At 76.5% G+C, this 25,884-nt stretch carries 19 protein-coding genes; 10 read left to right on the top strand and 9 right to left on the bottom strand.

The genetic code is table 11. The annotated features are described in order from the left end of the window. The first annotated feature begins 57 nt into the window (after window positions 1-57). From ABWU78_RS05755 to ABWU78_RS05730, 6 genes are all read left to right on the top strand, one after another. Window positions 58-3,786 (top strand): DUF4132 domain-containing protein, encoded by a 3,729-nt coding sequence (locus tag ABWU78_RS05755; protein WP_439157808.1) that lies wholly within the window; start codon window positions 58-60, stop codon window positions 3,784-3,786. Window positions 3,787-3,950: 164 nt separating this feature from the next. Next, a complete protein-coding gene (locus ABWU78_RS05750) occupies window positions 3,951-5,087 on the top strand; it encodes an ATP-binding protein (protein ID WP_253050236.1) in 1,137 nt (378 codons plus the stop codon). Then, window positions 5,078-7,582: a DUF5682 family protein gene (locus ABWU78_RS05745; protein ID WP_439157807.1), complete on the top strand. Its 2,505-nt coding sequence runs from the start codon at window positions 5,078-5,080 to the stop codon at window positions 7,580-7,582. The genes ABWU78_RS05750 and ABWU78_RS05745 overlap by 10 nt, the downstream gene beginning before the upstream one ends. Further along, entirely contained in the window at window positions 7,579-8,823 is a 1,245-nt protein-coding gene (locus tag ABWU78_RS05740) for a VWA domain-containing protein (protein ID WP_353709011.1), read from the top strand. Before ABWU78_RS05745 ends, ABWU78_RS05740 begins: the two co-directional genes overlap by 4 nt. After that, window positions 8,820-11,120: a hypothetical protein gene (locus ABWU78_RS05735; protein ID WP_439157806.1), complete on the top strand. Its 2,301-nt coding sequence runs from the start codon at window positions 8,820-8,822 to the stop codon at window positions 11,118-11,120. The genes ABWU78_RS05740 and ABWU78_RS05735 overlap by 4 nt, the downstream gene beginning before the upstream one ends. After that, window positions 11,117-12,814, top strand: a complete 1,698-nt coding sequence (locus ABWU78_RS05730) for a bifunctional 3'-5' exonuclease/DNA polymerase (protein ID WP_353709013.1) — start codon at window positions 11,117-11,119, stop codon at window positions 12,812-12,814. The genes ABWU78_RS05735 and ABWU78_RS05730 overlap by 4 nt, the downstream gene beginning before the upstream one ends. 57 nt (window positions 12,815-12,871) lie before the next feature. Here the strand turns inward: ABWU78_RS05730 and ABWU78_RS05725 are convergent, their stop codons facing one another. From ABWU78_RS05725 to ABWU78_RS05705, 5 genes are read right to left on the bottom strand one after another with little or no spacing between them, the layout of a single operon-like run. After that, window positions 12,872-13,357, bottom strand: coding sequence for a VOC family protein (locus ABWU78_RS05725; protein WP_253050226.1), 486 nt, complete (start codon window positions 13,355-13,357; stop codon window positions 12,872-12,874). Then, window positions 13,323-14,231: an AraC family transcriptional regulator gene (locus ABWU78_RS05720; protein WP_353709014.1), complete on the bottom strand. Its 909-nt coding sequence runs from the start codon at window positions 14,229-14,231 to the stop codon at window positions 13,323-13,325. Before ABWU78_RS05720 ends, ABWU78_RS05725 begins: the two co-directional genes overlap by 35 nt. Before the next feature lie 29 nt (window positions 14,232-14,260). Further along, complete coding sequence (locus ABWU78_RS05715) at window positions 14,261-14,650, bottom strand: hypothetical protein (RefSeq protein WP_353709015.1); 390 nt, start codon at window positions 14,648-14,650, stop codon at window positions 14,261-14,263. Between the two features lie 21 nt (window positions 14,651-14,671). Beyond that, complete coding sequence (locus tag ABWU78_RS05710; protein WP_439157805.1) at window positions 14,672-16,384, bottom strand: SulP family inorganic anion transporter; 1,713 nt, start codon at window positions 16,382-16,384, stop codon at window positions 14,672-14,674. Further along, on the bottom strand, window positions 16,381-16,839 hold the full coding sequence (locus ABWU78_RS05705) for an ArsR/SmtB family transcription factor (protein ID WP_353709017.1): 459 nt from the start codon (window positions 16,837-16,839) through the stop codon (window positions 16,381-16,383). Before ABWU78_RS05705 ends, ABWU78_RS05710 begins: the two co-directional genes overlap by 4 nt. 87 nt (window positions 16,840-16,926) lie before the next feature. On the opposite strand from ABWU78_RS05705, the gene ABWU78_RS05700 reads away from it, so the two are divergent. From ABWU78_RS05700 to ABWU78_RS05690, 3 genes are read left to right on the top strand one after another with little or no spacing between them, the layout of a single operon-like run. After that, window positions 16,927-17,916: a Nif3-like dinuclear metal center hexameric protein gene (locus tag ABWU78_RS05700; protein ID WP_439157804.1), complete on the top strand. Its 990-nt coding sequence runs from the start codon at window positions 16,927-16,929 to the stop codon at window positions 17,914-17,916. Between the two features lie 51 nt (window positions 17,917-17,967). Further along, window positions 17,968-18,711 carry a zinc ribbon domain-containing protein gene (locus ABWU78_RS05695; protein WP_439157803.1) on the top strand — a complete coding sequence of 248 codons (744 nt, stop codon included), beginning with the start codon at window positions 17,968-17,970 and terminating at the stop codon, window positions 18,709-18,711. Then, a complete protein-coding gene (locus ABWU78_RS05690) occupies window positions 18,708-19,946 on the top strand; it encodes a bifunctional RNase H/acid phosphatase (protein WP_439157802.1) in 1,239 nt (412 codons plus the stop codon). The genes ABWU78_RS05695 and ABWU78_RS05690 overlap by 4 nt, the downstream gene beginning before the upstream one ends. Window positions 19,947-20,055: 109 nt before the next feature. On the opposite strand, the gene ABWU78_RS05685 is transcribed toward ABWU78_RS05690, so the two are convergent. Continuing rightward, entirely contained in the window at window positions 20,056-20,403 is a 348-nt protein-coding gene (locus tag ABWU78_RS05685; RefSeq protein ID WP_439157801.1) for a TfoX/Sxy family protein, read from the bottom strand. Between the two features lie 64 nt (window positions 20,404-20,467). Further along, on the bottom strand, window positions 20,468-21,310 hold the full coding sequence (locus ABWU78_RS05680) for a YaaA family protein (protein WP_439157800.1): 843 nt from the start codon (window positions 21,308-21,310) through the stop codon (window positions 20,468-20,470). A gap of 86 nt (window positions 21,311-21,396) precedes the next feature. On the opposite strand from ABWU78_RS05680, the gene ABWU78_RS05675 reads away from it, so the two are divergent. Next, entirely contained in the window at window positions 21,397-21,780 is a 384-nt protein-coding gene (locus ABWU78_RS05675; RefSeq protein WP_439157799.1) for a tautomerase family protein, read from the top strand. Window positions 21,781-21,837: 57 nt separating this feature from the next. Here ABWU78_RS05675 and recQ read toward each other — a convergent pair whose 3' ends face one another. Beyond that, window positions 21,838-23,664, bottom strand: a complete 1,827-nt coding sequence (recQ, locus tag ABWU78_RS05670) for a DNA helicase RecQ (RefSeq protein WP_439157798.1) — start codon at window positions 23,662-23,664, stop codon at window positions 21,838-21,840. Between the two features lie 68 nt (window positions 23,665-23,732). Next, window positions 23,733-25,811: a HelD family protein gene (locus tag ABWU78_RS05665; protein WP_439157797.1), complete on the bottom strand. Its 2,079-nt coding sequence runs from the start codon at window positions 25,809-25,811 to the stop codon at window positions 23,733-23,735. Window positions 25,812-25,884: the final 73 nt, after the last annotated feature.

Genomic DNA, 25,884 nt, shown 5'->3' with positions numbered 1-25,884 from the left:
GCACCGCCCCCTAGCATCGGCCCCACCAGCAGCGACGACGTGACGGTGAGGTAGAGCGTGCTCGAGAAGGTCAAGGGTCTGTTCCGGCGGGACGAGGAGCAGGCGGGAGGGGGCCGGCCGAGCGCTCGGCTCGTCGACGCGCTGAAGGTGCTCGCCGTCGAGTCGCCGGGCCTCGCGGACCGCGCGGTCGCGTACGTGCACCGGGGCGAGGGGCCGGAGGTCCTGCTGGAGCTCGAGGCCCTGCGCGGCGGTGACGTCGAGGCGCTGCTGGGGCGGCCGGGCCAGTCCGGCATCTACTCGTGGACGACGCCCGCGCAGGACGACCGGCTGAAGGCCGCGGTGCCGGGCTGGACGTCCGCGAAGGCCGTCACGGCCCGGTCCAACCTCTACACGCTGAGCGACTCCGTGACGATCCCCGAGCTCGTTCGCCTCGGCCGGGTGCTGAGCGCCGTGTCGTCGGAGGTGGACCGCGAGCGCCCCACCGACCCGCGCTGGCTGACGGTGCTGGTCAACGACGTGTCGCGGCGCGCGAACGACCGCCGCAAGGGCAAGAACGGGAAGCGGGCACCCGACCGCTGGACGCCGGACCTGCTGGTGGCGCTCGCGATCGAGGGCGGCGTGCCGGAGGCCGACGCGCCGGCGGTCGTGCTGCGCGAGCTGTTCGAGCGCCCGACGTCGTCGGGCTGGGCCTCGCGGCACCTCGGCCCGGCGCTGCTCGGCGACCCGGCGCGCGACTTCGTGGTCGCGCACGTGGACGTCGCGACCCAGGCGCTGCCGGGCGTGAGCGCCGCGGGCCGGACGGAGCTGGTCGAGCTCGTGGCGTCCGACCCGGCGGCGACCGACGCGCTCGCCCCGCTCCTGGCGCGGCTCGCGGCGGACACGAGCAAGGGTGTCCGTGAGGCGGCGGTGGCCGCCGTCGCGCAGCTCCCGGGCGAGCGCCAGCGCGAGATCCTCACCCCGCTCCTCACGGCCCTCGCGCCGTCCCGGCTCGGGACGGTCGTGACGCGCCTCGCGCAGGTCGACGGCGGGCTGGCCGACCTCGAGCAGGCCGCCGAGCAGTCGACCGGGGCGCGCGCGACGCTCCTGCGCGACACCGTCGAGCGCGCCCGCGTGCTCGACGCCGCGCAGGAGGACGAGCCGGCGATCGAGGTCCCGCCCTTCGAGCCCTTGCCGGAGACGGTGCTGGGCGACGAGTTCGTGCAGGCCGCGCGGGCCGCGATCGACACCGCCCTCGAGCGCGCCCGCGCCGAGCAGGCGGCGCACCCCGGGAGGAAGGACGACGCCGGGTGGCCGCGGTGGCGTCGACAGGCCGTCGAGCAGGACCTCAAGGAGCTGCCCGGCATCTCCGACGAGGACCTCCGGGTCTTCGCGGGGTTCCTGTCCGGGACGAGCACGCGTCGCCCGGGCGGCGTCGCGATGCGCCGGCTGTCCGCACCGGGCGTCTTCTCGCGCCTCCCGGGCATCACCCTCCTGCACCGGCTGCGGCTCCAGGCGAACGAGGCGCGCGGGCGCAGCGAGCGGTTCGGCTGGTACCGGCTCAACGAGGGCGACACGCTCGACGTCGACCTGCGCGTCCTCGACGAGGCGCTGCGACGCATCGGTCGCGACGACGCCGAGGCGCTCGTCGACGAGCTGTACTTCTCCACGTGGTGGGCCATGGACACGGTGACGCCCGAGAACGCGTGGCCGTACTACGCGGGGCGCCTCGACCGGCTCGCCGCGGCGCTCGACGACCGCGAGCGCGCCTACGGCACGACCAAGCCGGCCCGGGCGCTCGCGGTGCTCGCGCAGCTCCCGCACGTCCCGCGCCGGTTCTTGCCGCGACTGACCGAGCTCGCGCTCGGCGAGGGGCGCACCTACCGCGCGACGGCGCAGGCGGCTCTGAGCACGCACCCCGGCGTGCGGGGGCTGGCCGAGCAGGGGCTCGGCAACGGCCGGTCCGAGGTGCGCCGCACCGCCGCGGAATGGCTGGCCCGGCTCGGCGACGCCGACGCTGTGCCTGCCCTGCGGGCCGCGCTCGCGAAGGAGCGCAGCGAGGTCGTCCGTGCGGCGCTCCTCACGTCGCTCGAGAGCCTCGGGGAGGACATCTCGGTCGACCTCGCGCCGGAGGTGCTGCTCGCGGAGGCGACCAAGGGGCTGCGCGGCAAGGCGCCGGTGAGCATGTCCTGGTTCGACCTGGGCTCCCTCCCGGACGCGCGCTGGGCGGCGGACGGCTCGCCGGTGGACCCGACGATCCTGCGCTGGTGGGTCGTGCTCGCGGTCAAGCTCAAGGACCCGAGCGGCGCGGGGCTGCTCGAGCGATACCTGTCGCTCCTGCAGGAGGAGGACCGCGCGCGCCTCGGCAGCCACGTGCTGGCCGCGTGGGTCGCGCAGGACACGCGCAACCCGTCGCCCCAGGAGAGCGACGCGCACGCGACGGCCGGTGCCCAGCAGCGCTACGACCAGTACCAGGCGTGGGCCAAGCGCTCGCCCGAGTACTACTCGGTCGAGGCGTCCAAGTCGGTCGAGGACCATCACCGTGACCTGTACCGGGAGCACCAGGCGACCTACCTCGGCTCCGCGGTCAAGGACAAGGGGATGCTGGCGCTCACGGTCGCGATGCCGGGCGGCGAGCTCGCCGCGACCTTCCAGCGCTACGCCAAGGCGCACATCGGCCGCCGGGCGCAGACCGAGGCTCTCGTCCAGGCGCTCGCGGCGAACGGTCAGCCCGCCGCGATCCAGGAGCTGCTCGCGGTCTCGCGCCGCTTCCGGCAGGCGACCGTGCAGGAGACCGCGCAGCGGCTCGCCGCCGAGCTCGCGGACCGGCGCGGCTGGACGGCGGACCAGCTCGCGGACCGGACGGTCCAGACGGCGGGCTTCGAGGACGACGGTCTGCTCCACCTCGACCTCGGGTCGCGCGAGTACGTCGGGCGCATCACTCCCGCGTTCACCCTCGAGCTCACGAGCGACGCCGGGAAGGTCGTCAAGGCGCTCCCGGCCGCGCGGGCGCAGGACGACCTCGAGCTCGTCTCGGCCGCGAAGAAGCAGCTCACCGCGAGCCGCAAGGAGCTCAAGTCGGTCGTCGCGCTGCAGACGCAGCGGCTCTACGAGGCGATGTGCGTGGGCCGCACCTGGACGGCGCAGGAGTGGCAGGAGTACCTGCTCGGCCACCCGGTGATGTCGCGGCTCGTCGAGCGGCTCGTGTGGGTCGAGAACCCCGGTACGGACGAGGCGCGTCCGTTCCGCCCGGACGGCGGCGCGCTCGTCGACGCCGACGACGAGGACGTGGTGCTCGGCGAGGGGTCGACCGTCGGGCTCGCGCACGCGGTCCTGCTCGGGCCGGACGCGACGGCCGCGTGGGCGGCGCACCTCGCGGACTACGAGGTCGACCCGCTCTTCGCACAGCTCGACGTCGCGACGCCCGACGTCCCGGTCGGCGCGACGGCGATCGACGACCACAAGGGCTGGTTCTCCGACAGCTTCTCCATCCGCGGGCGAGCCACCAAGCGCGGCTACACGCGCTCGCAGGCCGAGGACGCCGGGTGGTTCAGCGCGTACACCAAGTCGTTCGCGAGCGCGGGGGTCGTGGTGCAGATCGAGTTCACGGGGTCGTTCGTCCCGGAGGAGAACATCGCGGCCGCGGTGACGGCGCTGACGTTCGAGCGCACGGGACGTGGGTCGGGGCGGGGGACCGCGCGCATCGCGGACCTCCCGCCCGTGCTCGTCGCGGAGGCGTACCGCGACTACGTCGCCGTCGCCGAGGCGGGCGCGTTCGACCCCGACTGGGAGCGCAAGAGCCAGTACTGACGGTGCTCGTCGGTCCGCACCAGGACCGACGGGCACGGAGCGGCACGGGAGCGGTGCGGTGCTGGGACCCGGCGCCGCACCGCCGGGCGTGTGGGACGCGGCTCCTACGCTGACCTGCAGGACCACGGGCACGGCGCCCGCGACCCGACGAAGGAGGAGCCCGGGTGACGAGCACGACGACCGGTGACGCGCAGGTCGCGGCCGGGGGACCGGGCGAGCTGCGGCCGCCCGCCGAGGTCCGGTACGCCGACGAGCTCGCGGCGCTCGCCGCGGCGGACGCGCGCCGGGGCGCCGACGTCCCGCCCGGGTGGCGCCTGAGCCCCCGTGCGGTGCGCGCGTTCGTCGTGGGCGACGCGGAGCTCGGCGTGAGCCGCAAGTTCTTCGGCGACGACCCGCTCGTCGACCGCGCGGTCGTGTCGCTGCTGGGCCGGCAGGGGCTCATGCTCGTCGGCGAGCCGGGCACGGCGAAGTCGCTCCTGTCCGAGCTGCTGGCCGCGGCCGCGAGCGGCACGTCGACGCTCACGGTCCAGGGCACCGCGGGCACGAGCGAGGACCACGTGCGGTACTCGTGGAACTACGCCCTGCTCATCGCCGAGGGGCCGAGCGAGCGCTCGCTCGTCCCGTCGCCGGTCTTCCGGGCGATGGAGAGCGGGCGGATCGCGCGGTTCGAGGAGATCACGCGCTGCGCGCCCGAGATCCAGGACACGCTCGTGTCCGTGCTCTCGGAGAAGCAGCTCATGGTCCCCGAGCTCGGCGCCGACGCGCGCGTCGCGGCGCGGCCCGGGTTCAACGTGCTCGCGACGGCGAACCTGCGCGATCGCGGCGTCCACGAGATGTCGGCGGCGCTCAAGCGCCGCTTCAACTTCGAGACCGTCGCGCCCATCCGGGACCGCGCGTTCGAGATGGAGCTCGTCGAGAGCCGGCTGACGGCCGAGCTCGGCCCGGCCCCGGAGCGTCCGCGGCTCGACCGCGACGTGCTCGAGGTGCTCGTCACGGTCTTCCAGGACCTGCGCACGGGCACGACGGCGAGCGGCGCCCCGGTCAAGCGGCCCGAGACGGTGATGTCGACCGCCGAGGCCGTGAACGTCGCGGTCGCCGCCTCGCTCGAGGCCCGCTACCTCGGCGACGGCACGGTGACCGCGGGCCAGGTCGCGCGCCAGGTGGGCGGTGTGGCGCTCAAGGGCGACGAGGAGGACGCGCGCCGCCTGCGGCACTACGTCGACAACGTGGTGCGCGAGCGCGCGCGCTCGGACGCGCGGTGGAAGGACTTCCTCACCGCGGCGGGCGACCTGTGGCGGTAGCCCCGCGCGCGGCGTGGGACACCGCGCCGCCCCGGCTGCGGCAGGCGGCCCGCGACCTCGTGACCCTGCGCGAGCGCGACGGCGTGCACCTGGTCGGCGTGCGCCACCACAGCCCCGCGTGCGCGGTCGCCGTCGCCGCGCTGGTCGAGGAGGTCCGGCCCGCGGTCGTGCTCGTCGAGGGGCCGGAGGAGTACACGCGCCTCCTGCCCGCGCTGCTCGACGAGCGGACGGTCCCGCCGGTCGCCGTCCTCAGCCTCGCCGGCGACCCCACGAACGGGGCGGGAGGAGTCGCGCGCGGCGCGGGGTTCTACCCGCTCGCGCGGTACTCGCCCGAGTGGGTCGCGCTCCGGGCGGGACACGCCCTCGGCGCCGGGCTCGCGTTCGTCGACTCCCCGTGGGGCGCGCGGCAGGCGGAGGACGACGACGAGGGCCCGGCGGCCCGCACCGTCCTCGCGGAGCGGCACCTCGCGCACTCCCGCACGGTCGCGCGGATCGCGGAGCGCCTCGGGTGCCGCGACCACGACGAGCTGTGGGACCACCTGTTCGAGGCGCGGGACACCGCGCGCCTGCGTGACTGGCGCGAGCTCACCGACGACGTGTTCGCGTGGGCGGCCCTCGCCCGTCTCGACTACGAGGACGAGGCGCTCGTCGCCGACGGGTCGCTCGACCGGGAGGCGCGCATGTCGGCACGCGTCGCCGAGCACGCGGCGCGCGCGGCCGGACCGGTCGTCGTCGTGACGGGCGCGTTCCACACGCTCGCCCTCGTCGAGGCGCTGACCGGGAGCGCGCACGGCGAGGCGGTCGTCGCGCGCCGCCCGGCGGGCGGGTACGGCGACCTGGCCGACGCGCCCGCGTGGCTCGTGCGGTACGACGACGAGCGGCTCGACGCGCTGCGCGGGTACGGCGCCGGCATGCCGACGCCCGGGTACTACGACCGTCTCTGGGCCGCGCACCACGACGCGGGCGGTCCCGCGGGCGCGGCGAACGCCGTCCTCGTCGACGTCGGGCGGGGGGCGAGCGAGCGGGGCGCGCTCGTGAGCGTGGCGCAGTCGCAGGCCGCGGTCGAGCACGCGCATCGGCTCGCGGCCCTGCGCGAGCGGCCGTGGCCCTGCCGCACCGACCTGCTCGACGCGATCACGTCCTGCTACGTCAAGGACCCCGACGACCTCGACGCGGCGGGCGACCGGCCGCTCGGGCTCGCGGTCGCGGAGGTGTTCGCCGGGCGCGCGCTCGGCGACGTGCCGCCCGGGGGTGCGTCGCCGCCCCTCGTGGAGGAGGCACGCGCACGCGCGCGGGCGCTGCGCCTCGACGTGTCCGACTCCGTGCCGCGCACCGTCCGGCTCGACGCGCGCCGTCGTGCGGCGCACCGCGACCGGCGCCGGTTCCTCGCGCTGTGCGCGTTCCTCGAGCTCGGGTTCGCGCGCCGGGTCTCCGGCCCTGACCACGTGGCCGGACGCGGGCTCGGCCTCGTGCTCGAGGAGTGGGAGTACGCGTGGACGCCCCTCGTCGAGGCGCGGCTCGTCGAGCTCTCGCACCGCGGGGCGACGCTCGACGCCGTCGCCGTCGCGCTGCTCGACGACGCGCGCGAGCGGGCGCGCGAGGAGCGGTCGAGCGACGCGGTGGCGCGACTCGTCGCGCAGTGCGTCGTGGTGGGTCTGCCCGACCGGCTGCCCCCGCTGGTCGCGCTCGTGCGTGCGACGCTCGACGTCGACCCGTCGCTCGCCTCGGTGGTCGCGGGTATGCGCCGCCTCGTCGGGCTGTGGCGCGCGCGCACCGAGCTCGAGCTCGGTGAGCACGCCGAGGCGCTGCTCGACCTCGCGGAGCAGGGGCTCGCCACGGCCGCCTACCTCGTCCCGGACCTCGCCTCCGCGGACGAGGCGACGCAGGACGACGCGCTGGCGAGCCTCGTCGCGCTGCGCTCCCTGGTCCGCGACCTGCGCGACGCCGGCCGCGACGGCACCGGCTCGGCCGCGGAGTCCGTCGCGCGGGCGCTCGTGCACGTGCGGGAGGACGACGACGCGTCGCCCGCGGTGCGCGGCGCGCTCACGGCGTTCGCCGCCGTCGACGACGAGCTGGACGACGAGCCCGGCGGCGACGGCCTCGTCACGCGCGTCCGGGCGCACCTCGCCCTCGGCGCGGACCCGGTGGCGGCGACGGCCTTCCTCGGCGGCGTGATGCGGGCCGCGCCCGACCTCCTGCTCCACACCCCCGAGATGTTCGACGCCGTCGACGACGGCCTGCGCGGCCTGGACGAGGACGCGTTCCGTGCCGTGCTGCCCGACCTGCGTCGCGCCTTCACCTGGCTGCGGCCCACCGAGACGCACCGGCTCGCGGAGCGCGTCGCGGCGCGGACCGGGACGAGCGCCGCCGCGCTGGACCGGCACGTCGACGTGACCGAGGACGACCTGCGCGCCGGGCTGCTCGTCGAGCGCGAGCTCGTCGCGGTCCTGGAGCGCGACGGCCTCGGCGCCTGGACTCGCGGGGGAGCGTCGTGACGGCCGCGGGTGTCGGCACGGCGGACGTGCCGGACGTGACGTCGACCGGGGTAGCACCTGACGGGTTCGGGCCCGGCGCAGGCGAACCCGCCGGGAGCCGCGCAGACGATCAGGAGGCGGCGCGCCGGTGGCGGCTCGTGCTCGGCCGGTACGCCGGCGACACGTTGCCCGTCGCACCGCAGGACCAGGGCCTCGACCGGACGCTCGGTCACCTGTACGACCGCGAGTACACCGCGCGTGGGCACCGGCACGGCGACGGCGACGACGCGCGCGCCGGGCGCGGCGGCGGGGGGCGCGGGGGCTCCGTCGTCGCGGGCCTGGACTGGCTCGAGTCCGCGCGCGAGCTGTTCCCGCGCGAGACGTTCGAGCGCATGCAGGTCGAGGCGGTGGGCCGCTACGGGATGACGGAGCTGCTCGCGGACCCCCGCGCCGTCGAGGCGGTGGAGCCGAGCACGGAGCTCGCGTCCGCGCTGCTGCGTGCCCGGGGCAGGCTCGGGCCCGGGGTGCAGGACGGTCTGCAGCGGCTCGTCGCGCGCGTCGTGGAGGACGTCGTGCGGCGGCTGCGTCCGCGCTTCGAGACCGCGGTGGACGGTCGCCGCGACCGGTCGCGCCGCTCGTTCGTGCGGTCGAGCCACACGTTCGACGCGGCCGCGACCGTGCGCGCGAACCTCGGGCGCTGGGACCCGGAGCGGCGGCGCCTGCTCGTCACGGACCTCCGCTTCTCGGCGCGGCGCCGGCGTGCGCTGTCGTACGACGTGGTCCTGCTCGTGGACCAGTCCGGCTCGATGGCCTCGTCGGTGCTGTACAGCGCGGTGAGCGCCGGCATCCTCGCCGGCCTGCCCGGGATCACCGTGCGGCTCGTGCTGTTCGACACGTCGGTCGTCGACATGTCGCACCTCGCGCACGACCCCGTGACGGTGCTCCTCACCGCACAGCTCGGCGGGGGCACGGACATCGCGCGTGCGGTGCGCTACGCGGAGCAGCACGTGCGCGACCCGCGCCGGACCGTCGTGGCGCTCGTGAGCGACTTCGAGGAGGGCGGCTCGGTGTCGCAGCTCGTGGCGAGCGTCGGGCGGCTGCACGCGTCCGGCGTACGGCTGCTCGGCCTGGCCGCCCTCGACGGCCAGGCGAACCCCGCGTACGACCGCGGCGTCGCCCGGCGGCTCGCGGAGCAGGGCATGGAGATCGCGGCGCTCACCCCGGAGCGCTTCGCGGAGTGGCTGGGGGAGGTTCTCCCGTGAGCGGTACCGGGCCCGGCCCCTGGGCCGCGGTGTACGCGGGGTACGACGACGCCGCGCTCGCCACCCTCGCCAACGCCGGCCTGGTCCGTCGCGCACGCAAGGACGTCGCCGCGGGGAAGGTGGAGGTGATCGAGCTGCGCGGGGACGGGGCCGCGCTGTCGGTCGGGGGCGTGCGCGTCGAGCTCGACGCGCGCGGTCCCGTGGGTGCGCGGTGCGCGTGCCCGACGCCGGGTGCGTGCCAGCACGTCGTGGCCGCGTGCCTATGGGCGCGCGACGCAGCCGCCGAGCCGGTGGCCGACGCGGCGACCGAGCGCCTTGAGCCGGTCACCGCGGCCCGTGACGACGCGGCGGTGGCGCGACCGACGGCCGACGCTCCCTCCGACACTGACACTGACGCTGACGCCGCCTCGCACTCCGACGCCGACGCCGGTACCGAACCCGGGGTCGTCCGCGCGCGTCTCGGTCGAGCCGACGCCGGTTCGACGGGTCCGACGGCGCAGCGCGCCGGGACGGGCGCGCCACCGCAGCCAGACCCTGGTCCTCGTGCCGCGTCGGTGGCCGACCCGCTGGGCGAGATCCTCGCGCTCGACCCGCGGGCAGTGCACCGTGCGGCCGGGGCAGCCGTCGTGCGCGCGGTCGCCCAGGAGCTGCGGGAACGCGTGGACGCGCCGACGCGCGGCTCGACGGACGTGACGGTGGACGGTCCTCGTGTGGTGATCGCCTGGCCCGGCGCCCCGCGCGTCACCTACGTCGTGGGCGCCGGGTTCGCGGGGATGCTCGTGGAGCGCGAACGTCCCGGCCAGGCGTCCTCGGCGGCCCGGCCGGACGACCGTCGGTGGCGGCTCGAGGCGCTCGCCCGCGGCTGGCGCGCGCACGGCCGTGCCTGGCCGTGGCCCGAGGAGACAGCCACCGCCACGCCGCGCTCCTCGGGGGTCCCCGACGCCCGCGCGGTCGCGGACGAGGTCGCGCGCACCGTCGAGCGCGTGCTCGACGTCGGGCTCTCGCACCTCGGCCGCGACGACCTGGAGGAGCTGCGCGGCGCCGGCGTGCTCGCCCGGCTGGGGCGCCGGCCCGCGGTGCAGCGGCTCGTCACGTCCGCGGTCGGGCGGCTCGAGGCGCTCGCGGACCGCCGCGACGCCGTCGACGAGGAGGAGTGCCTGCTCGCGCTGGCCGAGCTGTGGGCGTTCGTGCGGGCCGAGCCCGCGCCGGACGCCGCGGCGCCGGACGAGCGCGTGACGGACCTCCCGCACCTCCTCCCGCTCGGGGCGCGCTGGTGGGTCGCCGCGTCGGGGGCGCGGGGCGTCACCGTGCATCTGTGGGACGGCGCCGAGGGGCGCGCGCGGACGGTCACGACCGGGCGACCGCCCGGGGCCGACCCGACGTTCCGCCGCTCGTGGGACCTCCCGCTCGTCTGGGGGCGCTCGGTGGAGGCGCTCTGCCGCGGCCCGTTCGCCCTGCGGGGTGCGACCGAGCGTGCCGGGGCGCTGCGCCCGGGCGAGGGCCCGGTCGTCGAACCGTGGGGGCGGTTCGACGCCGACGCGCTGCGCGAGGTCGCCGACCGGACCGCGCGGACCGACGCGCGGGAGGAGGTGGGCTTCGGCCGGAGGCCGGCGGTGGTGCGGGTCGTCATGGTCCGGGACGCCGGGTCGGTCGGCGTCGACGAGGTCGCGCAGGAGATCACCTGGACCCTCGTCACGGCGGACGGCACGCCGACCGTCGTGCGCGTCGACGCGGCCGACGAGGCGGCCTGCGACACCCTGCTCGGGGTGGCGGCGGGGAGCCGCCGGCTCGTCGCCGTCGCGGTCGAGCACGATCTGGAGTCCGGCGGGTCCGAGGCCGTCGGCCTGTTCGTCGAGCGTCCCGGGGGAGGACTCCGGCTCGTCGTGCCGACGCTCACGCCGGCCTACGACCACCGCGCCTGGTCGAGCGCGTGGACCCGGCTGCGCGCTCGCGTCCGTGCGCTGCGCGGGCGAGCCGCCACCCAGGTGCACGAGGTCGCGGTACCGGCCCCCGTCGAGGACGTCTGCGGCACGGTGCTCGACGCCGCCGTGGCGCTCGCGGCCACCGGCCGACGGCACCTCAGTCCGCACCAGGCGGCCGCCCTCGCGCGCGCGGCGCGGACCGCGGACGACCTCGGAGCCCCGACCCTCGCGGGTGCGGTGGCGCTCGTCGCCCACGAGCCCGACGCCGCACGCCTGCTGCGGGCGGCGCTCGTCGCCTCGCGGGGCCGCGCCCTCGCACGGGTCGTGGGCTCGTCCCGCGAGCCCCGGCCGGACCAGCGGGCGGTGCGCGCATGAGCACGTACGCCGTCCACGTCGGGTCGCCCGAGCACGGTCGGGTCGAGCACGTCGTCGACGGTCCGGCGGAACCCGTCCGCGAGACGTGGGACGACACGAACCGGTGGTATCCACGGCTCCTCGCCGAGGGTCGGCGCGTCGAGCGGTCGCACGACCTGCGCCTGTCCCACGTGGTGCTGCGGCGCTCGCAGCTCGCCGCGGGATCGGCGCTCGCACGGCGCGACCCGGGTCCGTGGGACGCGCTCGCCGCAGTGCCCGCGGGCCGCGAGCCGACGGCGGCGCCGCGGCCCGTCGGCCTGTTCGAGCTCGGAGCCGAGGCCGTGCCGCGCGTCGAGCTCGACACGGTCGCGGAGCTGCGCGACCAGCTCGCGGCGGTCGACGGGGCCGACGGACCGGGCGGCCCGGGACGGCTGCGGATGCTGCTCGCCGCCGAGTCGGCGGGCGCGCTCGTCGCCGCGGAGATGCACCACGCGGGCGTCCCGTGGCGCGCCGACGTGCACGACGCGATCCTCACGGACGCGCTGGGCCCGCGACCGCGTCCCGGCGAGCGCCCCGCGCTCATGGAGGGCCTCGTCGCGCGCATCCGCGCGGCCCTCGACGCGCCGCCGACCCTCAACCCGGACTCGCACCCGGACCTGCTGAAGGCGTTGCAGTACGCGGGCGTCGGCGTGCGGTCGCTGCGCAAGTGGGAGCTCGAGCGCGCGGACCACCCCGTCGTCGCGCCGCTGCTCGAGTACAAGAAGCTCTCGCGGCTCTTCACCGCGAACGGCTGGTCCTGGCTCGACACCTGGGTGCACGACGGGCGGTTCCGCACCGAGTACGTCGTGGGTGGCGTCGTCACGGGTCGCTGGGCGTCCAGCGGCGGCGGGGCGCTCCAGCTCCCCCAGCAGGTGCGTCGCGCGGTGGTCGCCGACCCGGGCTGGAAGCTCGTCGTGGCGGACGCCGCGCAGCTCGAGCCGCGCGTGCTGGCCGGGCTCGCGCACGACGAGCGCATGGCGGCGGCGGGGCGCGGGGGCGACATGTACGCGGGCATCGTCGCGTCGGGGGCGGTCGCGACGCGCGACCATGCGAAGGTCGGGATGCTCGGGGCGATGTACGGGGGCACGACCGGTGACAGCGCGCTCGTCCTGCCGCGGCTCGCGAAGGCGTTCCCCGACGCGATCGGCCTCGTGGAGCGTGCCGCGCAGGCGGGCGAGCGCGGCGAGGTCGTGTCGACCCTCCTCGGCCGGAGCTCGCCGCGACCCGGCGAGTCGTGGCAGGCGGCCCAGGAGGGTGCCTACGCGGTCGAGGAGGGCGGCGCGGACGACGCCGAGAGCGGCCGGACGGGCGCGGACGCGCAGGCGCGCGCCCGGTCGTACACCCGCGCGTGGGGCCGGTTCACGCGGAACTTCGTCGTGCAGGGCACGGCCGCCGAGTGGGCGCTGTGCTGGCTCGCCTCGATCCGGCGCCGGCTGTGGGAGCTGCCCCTCGCCGCGGCCCCGGGCGCCGCGCCCGCGCCGTTCGCCGACCGGGCGCATCTCGTGTTCTTCCTCCACGACGAGGTCGTCGTGCACGCGCCGGCCGAGCTCGCCGAGGCGGTGGCCGACGAGGTCCGCGCGGCCGCGGCGGAGGCAGGACGCCTCCTGTTCGGGGAGTTTCCGGTCGACTTCCCGCTCACCGTCGCGGTCGTCGACCACTACGCCGAGGCGAAGTGAGGGACGGGCGACGGGCCGCGGTGGACCCGTCGCCCGTCGGGCCGTCGCCCGGCGACCTCACCGCCGCGGTTCGCCGCGGTAGGTGCCGAACGACCACAGGTTGCCCTCCGGGTCCTGGAGCACGAGCTCGCGGCTCCCGTAGTCCGTGTCTCGGAGCGGTACGACGACGCGTCCCCCGGCTCCCGGTGCGCGCTCGCGGAGCCGCGTGTCGAGCGCCTCGATCTCGTCGTCGGGCACGACGACGTACGTGCCGCAGGTGCCGGGCTCGCGCGACCACTCGCGGTCGGGGGAGTGGCTGCCGAGCATGATCCCGCCGCCGTGCGGCCAGTCGAGCTGGGCGTGGGCGACGTCGCGGTCGTCGCCCGCCATGACGGTCGTCGCGACGAACCCGACGACGTCGGTGAGGAACGCGACGAGGCCGCGCGCGTCGTGCGCCTGGAGGGTGGGCCAGACCCACGGCGGCGGCACGTCGGGCACCGGGGCCGGCGCCGCGGCGGTGGGGGAGGTGTCAGCGGTCGTGCGGGTGCTCTCGTGGATGCTCATGTCCCCACCCTGGCCCGTCGGTGTGGCCGCCGGCTTGGATGTTCCCGAGCTCTTCGCGCACCCAGGCGGTCGGGCTCGTGCCGGCGAACCGGCGGAAGTCGCGCACCAGGTGGGAGTGGTCGGCGTACCCGGTGAGCGCGGCGACGTCCGCCAGCGTCCGCGCGCCCCGGCCGAGGGCGAGGCGCTGCACCTGGCGGCGCGCGGCGTCGAACCGCACGAGGCCGCGCGCGGCCCGGGGCGTGACGCCGAGCTCGGCCCGGAACAGCGTCTCGAGCTGCCGCTCGCCGAGGGCGACGTGCCGGGCGACGTCACGGACGTGCGCCCGGCCCCGGGTCCGGACGAGCACGCGCCAGGCCTCCGCGACCTCGGCGCGCACGTCGGCGCGGACGGGCAGGGCTCCGGGGCTGCCAGGCGGGTCGCCCGGGCCTGCGAAGGCCGCGCGCACGGCCTCGAACGCGGCGGCCCACGAGTCCGCCTCGGCGGCCTGCTCGCGCAGTCGGGCGGCGGCGGGTCCGAGGACGGCGTCGCCGTCCTCGACGAGGCCGAGGTCGCCGGCGCGCACGCCCAGCAGAGCCCGGCAGGCGAGCGGGTCGAGCGCGAGCTGCACGCCCGCCTGCTCCCGCGGCTGGTGGATCAGGGCCGGGCGGGTGTGCAGGCCGCCGACGAGCGACTCGTAGCGCACCGGGACGTCGTCCGGCCCGGGCGAGGTCGGGACGACGCCCGCGGTGCTCACGACGAGCGTGAGCCACGGCGACGGCAGGCCGCGGTGGACGGTCGGCGTGCCGTCCGTCGTCTCCGTCCGCAGGCGGTACCCGACCATCGACACGACGCCGGGCGGCAGCGCGTCGGGCGAGGCTCGCACGAACTCGTGCATCCGACCACGCTAGGCGGCCGGCGTACCGCTCACAGCCCGAGCGGGCGGTGCCATCCGACGTCGACGCGGAGCGAGGCGTCGGACGCCCCGGCGTCGACGTCCCCCACGCACCGGACCCGCCGGTCGAGGACCGACATCGCGTCGCACCGCCGCCCGGCGCCGTCGAGGCCGACTCGCGCGCGGACGGCGTCGCGGTCGTGCCCGGACCACGAGAGCGTCAGCTCGCGCCAGCAGCCGCCCGAGCCGCAGCCCGTCTCCTCATGGACGACCTGGATGCCGTCGGCGAACGTCGGGACCGGGGGTGTGCCCGCCTCGTCGAGCTCGACCCAGAGCACGGGGCCGACCAGCCACCCGACCAGGAGGACCAGTCCGACGGCCGCACCGGCGACCCCGGCACGACGGCCCACCGTGCGCTGCATCGGCGCATCGTACCGAGCGGGTCAGGTCGACGGGCGCAGCCCGCGCACCTGGGGGACGTCGGTGCCCCGCGCGGCGCGGCGCACGTGCGAGCGCGCGTGCTCGATCGCGTCGTCGAGCGTGTCGAAGAGGTGGTTCTCGTGGCGCAGCTCGGCGAGCGCCCCGACGTTCGTGAGGAGCGACCGGTGCCGTTCCTGGACGCCCTTGACGAGCACGGTCACGCCGCGCGCCTCCAGCCCTTCCACGAGCTCGCCGAGCGCCTTCGCCCCTGTCGCGTCGACCATGCGGAGCTGGGAGAGCCGCAGGATCACGACCGCCACGTCGTCGTCCGTCGAGGCGTCGGTCACCTCGGTGAGCACGCGGTCCGCGGCGCCGAAGAACATGGAGCCCTCGAGACGGAAGAGCGCGACGTGCTCGTCGCCCGGCTGGGCCGGCCCGGGGAGCGGGTCGCGGTGCACGGCCGAGGCGCGGGCCACGGTCCGCAGCGCGAAGAACGCGGCGACGAGGATGCCGATCTCGATCGCCTGCACGAGGTCGAACGCGACGGTGACGACGGCGGTCACGACGAAGGTCGCCGCGCTGGACCGCCCGGCGCCGACCACGGAGCGGATCGTGCGGGCGCCGATCATCCGGAAGCTCGTCACCATGAGGACGCCGGCGAGCGCGGCGAGCGGGATCCGGGAGACCGGGCCGGTGGCGAGGTAGATGACGGCGAGGATCACGACGGCGTGCACGACGGCGGCGAGCCGCGTGCGGGCGCCGGAGCGCACGTTGACCGCGGTGCGGGCGATGGCTCCCGTGGCGGGCATGCCGCCGAAGAGGCCGCTGGCCACGGACGCGAGGCCCTGCCCGACGAGCTCGCGGTCGGGCTGGTAGACGGAGCCCCCGGGCGACCCGGTCTGCACCATGGACGCGGCGACGCGGGCGGACAGCAGCGACTCGATGGCCGCGAGCGCGGCGATCGCGAGGGCGGCGCCGCCGAGGTCGCGCAGCGCGCCGGGGGTGAACGTCGGCAGGACGGGCGCGGGCAGGGACGACGGCAGGGCGCCGATGCGGGGGACGGGGGCACCGAGCATCTCGACGAGGACGGTGGCCAGCACGACCGCGACGAGCGACGCGGGGATCGCCGCGTGGAGGCGGGGGAGCAGCAGCATCGTCGCGGCGACGAGCGCGACGCACCCGAGCGTCCACAGGACCGGGGCCGGCGGGACGTCGGTCACGGCGGTGCGCACGGCCCCGACGGCGGTCACGAACGTGTTGTGGCCGGGGGCAGCCTCGACCCCGACCGCGGCCGGGACCTGCTGGAGGAAGATGATGCAGGCGATCCCGAGCGTGAAGCCCTCGACGACCGGCCAGGGGATGAACGTGACGACCCGACCGAGCCGGGCCAGCCCCGCGACGAGGACGACGAGCCCGCCGAGGACGGTCACGAGCGCGACCGAGCCCAGCCCGTGGGTGACGACGATCGGCGCGAGCACGACGGCCATGGCCCCGGTCGGGCCGGAGACCTGGTGGTTCGACCCGCCCAGCACGGCGGCGACGACCCCGGCGATGACGGCGGTGACGAGCCCGGCAGCGGCCCCGACGCCGGAGCTGACGCCGAACGCGAGCGCGAGCGGGAGGGCGACGACGCCGACGGTGACCCCGGCGAGGAGGTCGGCGCGCAGGGTCCGGGGTCGCAGGTCGTAGTCGGAGCGCCGTGGGAGCAGGTCGCGGACGGCGGCGAGGCGGCTCATGCCGAGGCGTTCGACGTGGTGGCGTCGAGCACGGCGCGGGCCGACGCTCCCGGCAGGGCGGGGAGCCGCCGCGCGGCCTCGAGCTGGTCGGACGCGCCCGCGAGGCTCGACAGGAGGAACGCGCGCGCGACGACGAGGAGCTCGGCGACGAGGGGCTCGGCGAGACGGTACTCGACCGCGTTGCCGCTGCGGGTCGAGGTGACGACCCCGGCCCGGCGCAGGACGGCGAGGTGCTGGGAGAGCTGGGAGGGCTCGCACCCGGTGACGTCCAGGAGGTCGGACACGGCCGCGGTGTGGTCGGCGTCGGCCGCGAGCACCTCGAGCACCTGGATGCGGGTCGGGTGCGCGAGGCACCGGAAGAGCTCGGCCTTGATGCGGTAGAGGGGAGCGGCCTCGTCGGTGCCGCGGGCGCCGTCGTCGGGAGCGCCGTCGTCGGGGCGGGGGGTGCGGGGCACGGGTCCTCCAGCGGGATGATGGATTGCGCAATCCATCAAACCACGTCGGACGGCACCCGGGCGTCCCGCGCGGGATAGCCTGCCGCCATGACCGTCGCGCCCGACCCGAGCACCGAGACGACGAGCGCCGACGCCTCGCGCGCCGACCCCGCGGCCGACGGCGCCGCGCACCCGACGCTCGGCCGCGTCGTGCGGACGCTGGACGAGCTGTACCCGCCGTCGACGGCCGAGGCCTGGGACGCCGTCGGCCTCGTGGCCGGGGACCCGGGCGCGCCCGTGCACAAGGTGCTGTTCGCCGTCGACCCGGTCGAGGAGGTCGCGGACGAGGCGCTCGCCTGGGGCGCGGACCTGCTGGTCACGCACCACCCCCTCTTCCTGCGGCCCGTGCACTCGGTCGCCGCGACGACGTTCAAGGGCTCGCTCGTCCACCGGCTCATCCGGGGCGGCTGCGGCCTGTACGTCGCGCACACCAACGCGGACGCGGCGGAGCGCGGCGTCGCCGACGCTCTCGCGGACGCCCTTGACCTGCTGCACCGCGTACCCCTCGTCGCGCACCCGGCACCGTCGCCGCACGAGGCGGCGTCGACCGGGACGGGCCGGGTCGGGCGCCTGGCGGAGCCGACGACGCTGCGCGGCTTCGCGCAGCGCGTCGCCGAGGTGCTCCCGCCCACGGTCCAGGGCGTGCGCGTCGCGGGCGACCTCGACGCCCCGGTGGAGTCCGTCGCCGTGGTCGGCGGGTCGGGCGACTCGCTGTTCGACGCCGTGCGCGCGAGCGGCGCCGACGTCTACCTCACGTCGGACCTGCGCCACCACCCGGTCTCCGAGCTGCGCGAGCGCGCCCGGCTCGAGGGCGGTGGCGAGGCGGGGACGCCGTTCCTCGTGGACGTGCCGCACTACGCCTCCGAGTGGCCGTGGCTCCGCTACGCTGCCGAGGACCTCGCGCGCGCCCTCGCGCGCGAGCAGCCCGGGACGGCCGTCGAGACGCGCGTCAGCACGCTCGTCACGGACCCGTGGACCGCACGGATCGCGTCCGTGCCGGCCGACCTGCCAGCCGATCCCGACGCCCCGCACGCCTGACGCCCCGACCCCGCACGCGGCCCCGCACGGGGCCCACGAAAGGAACCACCTGTGGCCACCGCACCGCCCGCCGACCAGCTCCGCCTGCTCGACGTCCAGGAGCTCGACACGCGGGCGCAGCAGCTCGCGCACCAGCGCAAGAACCTGCCCGAGCACGCGCGCATCGCCGAGCTCGACGCCCAGATGGCGGACCTGCGGGGCAAGCTCGTCGAGTCCCGCACCGCGGTGAGCGACCTCAAGCGCGAGCTCACCAAGGCCGAGACCGACGTCGAGCAGGTGCGCACGCGCGCCGCGCGCGACCGGTCGCGGCTCGACTCGGGACAGGTCGGGGCCAAGGACGCGCAGGCGCTCGTCGCGGAGCTCGAGTCCCTCGCGCGCCGCCAGGGCGTGCTCGAGGAGGTCGAGCTCGACGTCATGGAGCGCCTGGAGGCGCACGAGGAGGCGCTCGCGAAGCTCGAGTCCGCGAACGCCGAGCTGGAGGCCGCGAAGGCCGAGGTCGTGGCCGCGCGCGACGCGCGCTTCGCCGAGCTCGACGCCGAGGCGGGCCAGGTCGCAGGCAAGCGCACGGAGGCCGTCGCGGGCCTCGACGCCGGGCTCCTGGCCCTGTACGAGCGCGTGCGCGACCAGAACGGCGGCCGGGGCGTCGTCGCGCTGCGCGGCCAGCACGTCGACGGGCTCAACGTCTCGCTGAGCCCGGCCGAGCTCGCGGCGATCACGTCCGCCGCGCCCGACCAGGTGGTGCGGCTCGAGGACTACGGCCACATCGTCGTGCGGCCGGAGGGCGCCGGCGCGTGAGCGCGGACGGTCGGCGGCACCTCGTCGTCGAGGCGGACGGCGGGTCGCGGGGGAACCCCGGCCCGGCGGGCTTCGGCGCGCTCGTCCGCGACGGCGAGAGCGGTCAGGTCCTCGCCGAGCGCGCCGCGTTCCTCGGGACGACGACGAACAACGTGGCCGAGTACTCGGGCCTCGTCGTCGGGTTGCGCGCCGCGGCGGAGATCGACCCGGACGCGCGGGTGACCGTCCGGATGGACTCGCGGCTCGTCGTCGAGCAGATGTCGGGCCGCTGGCAGATCAAGCACGACGACATGCGCCGCCTCGCCGCCGAGGCCGCCGCGGTGCTGCCGGCGGGCCAGGTCGCGTACGAGTGGGTGCCACGCGCGCAGAACGCCGCCGCGGACGCCCTCGCGAACGAGGCGATGGACACGGCCGGGACGGTCGCGCGCGACTACCCGCCCGAGGGCGCAACGCCGGGTGCCGGCGACGACGAGCCCGACCCCGCCGCCGCCGACGCGCCCGCCGAGGTCCCGGGGGAGTCGGCCGCTTTCGACACCCCCGCCCGCCCGTCGGGCGCCGCGGTGCGGTTCGACGACGCGCCCGCGCTCACCGTCGTGCTCGTGCGCCACGGGCAGACGCCGCTCACGGTCGCGGGCGCGTTCAGCGGGTCGTCGGTGCTGGGCCCGTCGCTGACGGCGCGGGGCCGCACGCAGGCGGCGCAGGCGGCCGACCTCGTGTTCCGGGTCGGCCGTCAGGCCTGGCCCGACCTGCCGCGACCGACGACGATCGTCGCCTCGCCCATGGTGCGCGCGCAGGAGACGGCGCGCGCGGTCGGTCGCCGGCTCGGCGTCCACGTCACGACGGACGACCGGTTCGCCGAGGTCGACTTCGGGGAGTGGGAGGGGCTCACCGCCGCGGAGGTCGACGCCGCGTGGCCGGGCCGACTGCACGCCTGGCACACGACCGGCACGACCGCGGCCCCCGGGGGCGAGTCGTACGCCGACGTCGGTGCGCGCGTCTGGCACGGGCTCCAGGACCTCGTCGACACGCTCCTGGCGGGGGCGGGACCGGCGGGCCGGACGGCGGTCGTCGTCGGCCACGCGGTGCAGGTGCGCGCCGCGATCGGCACGGCGATCGGCGCGCCGCCGTCGCAGTGGTCACGCGTGCGCGTCCCGCCTGCGTCGGTGAGCATCCTGCGCCTGTGGGCCGACGGCACGAGCGAGCTCACCGCCCAGGGCGTCCCGAGCGACCTCTGACGTCCGTCCTCCGCGAGGTAGAACCGCCGGTCGCGAGGTAGAGCTCCGCGCGCTCTACCTCGGGGCAGCGGGCTCTACCTCGGCGGAGTCCGGCGCCGCCGCGGCGCGTTCACCCTTTCCGGGGGTTCTTCGCCTTGGCGGGTTCCGCGAGGGCGTGCTCGACGGCCGTCGCGACCCACGCGTCGAGCTCGACCGAGTCGGCGACCCGCGCGCCGTCGACGAGGATCATGCCCGTCATCGGGCGACCCCCCATCTCCATGACCGTTCCGCCGCGTTCGAGCGCCGCGTCCGTGCCGTCCTTGCCGACCCGCACCATGAGGTCGTCTCGGGTGACGCCGAGCGCCAGGTGGGTGTTGACGAGGAACGCGATCCCGCCGAACATCTTCCGCTCGTCGAACGGTGCGCGCGGCCCCAGGGCGGCGCGGATCCGCTCGGCAAGATCCTCGCTGTAGACCATGGGTCCACTGTGGACCGGGTCCCGTGCTGTCGCAGCGGGGACCGGGGTGGAGGCGGGCGGTCGCTCAGGCGATGACGAGCTCGAGCGTGCGCGGCCCGCTCCGGGAGGTCGCGTCGTGGAGCGTCGTCTGCAGGAGGCGGTAGCTCAGGCCCGAGCCCACCTCGGTGCCGATCACCGTGCCGACGAGCTCGCCTGCGGCGTCGAGCAGCCCTTCGGCCGACGACGGCGACGCCGCAGCCCGGCGCACGAGGTGCCCGGCGAGCACGCCGCGCGTGTGCTTGGCGTTGTGCGAGACGACGATGCGCTTCCCGGCGTGCTCGCGCACGACGCGCACCGCGACCCAGTCGGCCGAGCGCGGCCCGGAGACCGCGGGCTTCCACGCGCCCACGTACGTCGCGGACCGGCAGTCGACGACGACGTCCCCGGCCGCGCGCGCCTCGAGCACGGGGGCCAGGTGCGGGCGCCACGCGGTCGCGAGCTTCCCGACGCCCGGCAGGTCGACGGCCATGGAGAGCCGGTAGGCGGGAACGCGGTCGGCGGGGGAGAGCGCCCCCCAGAGAGCCGACACGACGCGGACGTCCTCGCGCGCGCGTCGCGCGGCCTCGCCGCCGGACGCCAGCGCGCCCGCGAGGTCGGCCGCGCCGTAGAGCACGCCCGTGTAGACGTCGGCCGCGGAGCCCGCGGGCGCGGTGCGCAGTGACGTGTTGCGGCGCACCTCGTCGGCGAGCCCCGGCGTCGTGCCGAGGACCTCGTGCGCGTCCGGGCGTGCGCTCGCCGCGGCGAGCGCGTCGAGGACCACGTCACGGTGCGCGGTGAGGGCGGGAGAGGTGAGCGCGGCGAGGTCGACCGGCGCGGCGCCGTCGGGCGCGGGGGTCTTGCCTTCGGACGGGGGGAGCAGCACGAGCACGCGGCCACTCTACGAGCGCGCGCGGCGTCGTCGCGGCGGGTGACCAGGCCCGACGGCGTGGGGTGCGTCACCGCTACGCTCGGCCGATGGCCCAGGTGAAGATCTACGGACGGCGCAGCGTGTGGGGCGAGCGACGGGCGGAGGTGTCCGACGCGCTGCACGACGCGCTCGTGCGCACCTGGCACCTCCCGGCCGACAAGCGGTTCCACCGGTTCCTGCTCCTGGACGACGACGACCTGGTCGCCCCGCGCTCGGACGCGTACCTCGTCGTCGAGGTCGTGTGCTTCACGGGCCGCACGCGCGAGGCCAAGCGCGCGCTGATCGCGGCGCTGTACGACGACGTCGCGCCCGCCCTGGGCCTGACCGCGGACGACGTGGAGCTCGTGATCCTCGAGAGCCCGCGCGGGAACTGGGGCATCCGCGGGGTCGGCGGCGACGAGCTCGCGCTGTCGTACCGCGTCGACGTCTGACACGCTCGTCCCCTGCCTCGGGCGGCGGGGGACGGTCCGAGCCCGGTGTGCGGCCGCTCAACCTGCCTCGGCGACGACGGCCAGCACCGCGTCGCCGTACCGGGCGAGCTTGTTCTCGCCGACGCCGCTCACCAGCGCGAGCCGCTCGAGCGAGCCGGGCCGGGCGGTCGCGATCCCGCGGAGCGTCGCATCCCCGAACACGATGTACGCGGGGACGCCCTGGGTCTTCGCCTCCCCTGCCCGCCAGGCGCGCAGCGCCTCGAAGAGCGGGACGTCGGCCTCGGCCAGCTCGGCGGCGGCCGCCTTCCGTGCCTTCGCCGCACGCGCCGGACGTGCCGGCTCGTGCCGCATCCGGACCTCGCGCCGCCGGGCCAGGACCTCCCCGCTCGCCGCGGTGAGCACGAGCGTCCCGTGCATGCCCTCGACCGTGAGCAGCCCCTGGGCGAGGAGCTGACGCACCACGGCCCGCCACTCGTTCTCGGACAGGTCCTTCCCGACCCCGAACACCGACAGCTCCTGGTGCCGGAACCGTCGGACCTTCTCCGTGTCCCGGCCGAGGAGGATGTCGACGACCTGCCCGACGCCGAAGCTCTGCCCGCGCTCGCGGTCCAGACGGAACACCGTCGAGAGCACCTTCTGCGCGGCGACCGTCCCGTCCCAGGCCTCGGGCGGGGCGAGGCACGTGTCGCACGACCCGCAGCCCCCCGGGTGCTCCTGGCCGAAGTACGCGAGGAGCTGGGCGCGGCGGCACTCGACGGTCTCGCAGAGGGCGAGCATCGCGTCCAGGTGCCGGCCCAGGTTGCGCCGGTGCGCGGCGTCGCCGTCGGACGTCTCGATGAGCTTGCGCTGCTGCACGACGTCGGCGAGGCCGTAGGCCAGCCAGGCGGTGGACGGCAGGCCGTCGCGCCCCGCGCGCCCCGTCTCCTGGTAGTACCCCTCGACGGACTTGGGCAGGTCGAGGTGCGCGACGAACCGGACGTCGGGCTTGTCGATGCCCATGCCGAAGGCGATCGTCGCGACCATGACCACGCCGTCCTCGCGCAGGAACCGGGACTGGTTCGCGGCGCGCACCGACGCGGGGAGCCCCGCGTGGTAGGGCAGCGCCTGGATCCCGTTCTCGACGAGCGTCGCGGCGGTCCTCTCGACCGACGCGCGCGAGAGGCAGTAGACGATCCCGGCCTCCCCGGCGTGCTCGGTGCGCAGCAGGTCGAGCAGCTGCTTCTCGGGCCGGTCCTTGGGCACGATCCGGTACGTGATGTTGGGGCGGTCGAAGCTGGAGACGAAGTGCCGCGCGCCCTCCAGGTCGAGGCGCTGGGCGATCTCGGCCCGCGTCGCGGCCGTCGCCGTCGCCGTCAGGGCGATGCGCGGGACGGAGGGCCAGCGCTGGTGCAGCACCGACAGCTCGAGGTAGTCCGGCCGGAAGTCGTGGCCCCACTGGGAGACGCAGTGCGCCTCGTCGATCGCGAAGAGCGCGATCGACGTCCTGTCGAGCAGGTCGAGGGTGGCACGGCTGCGGAGCCCCTCCGGCGCCACGTAGAGCAGGTCGAGCTCACCCGCCACGAGCGCGCGCTCCACGGCGCGGCGGTCCTCCGAGGACAGCGTGGAGTTGAGGAACGCGGCGCGGACGCCGAGCGCCGCGAGGGCGTCCACCTGGTCCTGCATGAGGGCGATGAGCGGGGAGACCACGACGCCGGTCCCCGGACGGACCAGGGCGGGGATCTGGTAGCACAGCGACTTGCCCCCGCCGGTCGGCATGAGCACCAGGGCGTCGCCGCCGTCGACGACGGTGTCGATGACGGTCGCCTGCTCACCCCGGAACGCGTCGTACCCGAAGACTCGCCGGAGCACGTCGAGCGCGGGGTCGGTCGCAGTCGCTGTGGCCACCCGGGCACCCTACCGAGGAGTTCCGACACGACGGTCCCGGCGCGTCCGCCCCACCGCCGGGGCGCCCGTCACGGGCGGCGGAGCTCGGCGGGTAGGTCGTCCCGGTGGCGGACGGCGAGGGACGTCACCGCGCGGGTCAGGCAGACGTACAGCCGCCGCAGACCGGTGACCCGGTCGGGCTCGCCCCGGACGACGCCCTCGGGGTCGTCCAGCACGACGTGGTCGAACTCCAGCCCCTTCGCGAGCGACGCGGGGACGAGGTCGAGGCGCGCGTCGAACTCGACCGCGCCGTCGTCGTCCGACGCCTCGCCGACGACCGCGAAGGCGAGGCCCGCCGCGGCGAGCGCCGCGCGCGCGGCGTCCGTGCCGGCGTCGGGCACGATCAGCCCGACCGACCCCTCCCGGGCGAGCGCCGTGCGGACCAGGTCCACGACCGGCTCCGTGGTGAGGACGAGCTCGCCCCGCGCCCGGCGGACGGCGACCGGCGGGTCGAGGTCCGGCGCGATCGAGGGGAGCAGGCGGGCCGCGTACTCGATGACGTCGCCGGGGACGCGGAAGCCCGCGGTGAGCTGCTCCACGTGGCCGTCGGGCTTGCCGAGGTGCGTCAGCGCGTCGGTCCACGAGGAGACCCCCCACGGCGTCGTCGCCTGGGCCAGGTCGCCCAGCACCGTCAGCGAGCCGGTGCGTGCCCGGCGCCCGAGAGCGCGCAGCATCATCGGCGACAGGTCCTGCGCCTCGTCCACCACGACGTGCGCGACCGACGCGCCGCGGGCCAGCAGGTCCGCGACCTCGTCGAGCAGGACGAGGTCGGCCAGCGTCCAGCGGGCCGTGCCCGGTGTCCGGGACGGTCGGGCCGGGCGCAGCAGCTCCTGCTCGGCCGGGGTGAGGACGCCGTCGGCGCTCGCGGCGAGGAACGCGGGGTCGACGACGAGCCGGTGCAGCAGCGCCGTCGGCGTGACCTTCGGCCACACCGCGGCGGTGTAGTCCCGGACCGGGCGGGTGCGCGCGAGCGCGTCCCACGCCCGCTCGTCGAGCGCCTCGCCGGACTCCTCGATCTGCACGAGGATCCGGTGCGCGAGCGCGTGCCGCAGGTGGTCGCGACCGGCGTCGAAGCGCGGCTCCCGGCCGACCACCTGCGCCACGCACTCGCGGGCCTCGTGCGCGGCGACGCGCCAGCGGCGCGCACCGCGCGGCAGCACGAGCGCCTCGGACGGCTCGACGAGGTGCGACCACACCGCGCGGCGGAGCACCTCGGCCATGCGCCCGTCGCCCTTGAGCCGCGCGACGTCCGCGGGCTCCGTCCCGCGCAGGCGACCGTGCACCGCGACGATCTGCTCGACGGTCGTCTGGGTCGCGTCGACCTCGCCCAGGGCGGGCAGGACGTCGCGGATGTACCGCAGGAAGCTCGCGTTGGGCCCCACGACGGTCATGCCGGCGCGGCTCACCCGCTCCCGGTGGGAGTACAGCAGGTACGCGGCACGGTGCAGCCCGACGGCGGTCTTGCCGGTGCCGGGCGCGCCCTGCACGACGACGGTTCGGTCGATCCCGCTACGCACGATGACGTCCTGCTCGGGCTGGATGGTGGCGACGATGTCGCGCATCGGCCCGGTACGGGGCCGCTCGATCTCGGCCTCGAGGATCGCGGAGGACTCCGCGCCGGGACCCGGGGCGGTGAGCGCCTCGTCCTCGAAGCCGGTGAGGGTGCCGCGCTGGAAGCCGTAGCGGCGGCGGACGGCGACTCCCATCGGCTCGGTGCGGGTGGCCCGGTAGAAGGGGGTGCTCACCGGGGCGCGCCAGTCGACGACGAGCGGGTCGCCCTGGGGGTCGGAGACGTGGCGGCGTCCGATGTGGAAGACCTCGGCGGGCTCGTGGCCGGTGCCGTCGAGGTCGATGCGTCCGAAGAAGAGCGGGACCTCGGGGTCGTCGGCGAGCTGGGCGAGCCGACGGGCGAGCGCCGCCTCGAGGTACTCGGCGCTGACCCGGTCTCCCGCGAGCGCGTCGAGCGACCCGGCCTGCTCGCGCATGCGGGCGAGCTGCGCGCGGGCGTTCTCCAGGAACTTCTGCTCTCGCGCGAGCTCGCCCGAGGTGTCCCCGGCGGTCGCCGCGGTCGGTGCGTCGGGGGCGGACGGTACGGCGGGGGCGGGCACGACAGACCTCCGGGAGCGGGATGTTGAGGGGGCGGGCCATCCTACGGGGCCGCCGCCCCCTCCGGTGGGCCGG

The organism is Cellulosimicrobium sp. CpK407, from assembly GCF_051844275.1.
In the GTDB taxonomy this organism is placed as follows: Bacteria; Actinomycetota; Actinomycetes; order Actinomycetales; family Cellulomonadaceae; genus Cellulosimicrobium; species Cellulosimicrobium cellulans_G.
The sequence above is the reverse complement of the archived record's forward strand: the minus strand, read 5'-3'. Positions and strand labels throughout refer to the sequence as shown.

Excerpts from the sequence above, each read along its gene's own strand:
- ABWU78_RS05730 (WP_353709013.1), top strand. The coding sequence starts at position 11,117 with ATGAGCACGTACGCCGTCCACGTCGGGTCGCCCGAGCACGGTCGGGTC.
- ABWU78_RS05725 (WP_253050226.1), bottom strand. The coding sequence starts at position 13,357 with ATGAGCATCCACGAGAGCACCCGCACGACCGCTGACACCTCCCCCACC.
- ABWU78_RS05720 (WP_353709014.1), bottom strand. The coding sequence starts at position 14,231 with ATGCACGAGTTCGTGCGAGCCTCGCCCGACGCGCTGCCGCCCGGCGTC.
- ABWU78_RS05715 (WP_353709015.1), bottom strand. The coding sequence starts at position 14,650 with ATGCAGCGCACGGTGGGCCGTCGTGCCGGGGTCGCCGGTGCGGCCGTC.
- ABWU78_RS05710 (WP_439157805.1), bottom strand. The coding sequence starts at position 16,384 with ATGAGCCGCCTCGCCGCCGTCCGCGACCTGCTCCCACGGCGCTCCGAC.
- ABWU78_RS05700 (WP_439157804.1), top strand. The coding sequence starts at position 16,927 with ATGACCGTCGCGCCCGACCCGAGCACCGAGACGACGAGCGCCGACGCC.
- ABWU78_RS05685 (WP_439157801.1), bottom strand. The coding sequence starts at position 20,403 with ATGGTCTACAGCGAGGATCTTGCCGAGCGGATCCGCGCCGCCCTGGGG.
- ABWU78_RS05675 (WP_439157799.1), top strand. The coding sequence starts at position 21,397 with ATGGCCCAGGTGAAGATCTACGGACGGCGCAGCGTGTGGGGCGAGCGA.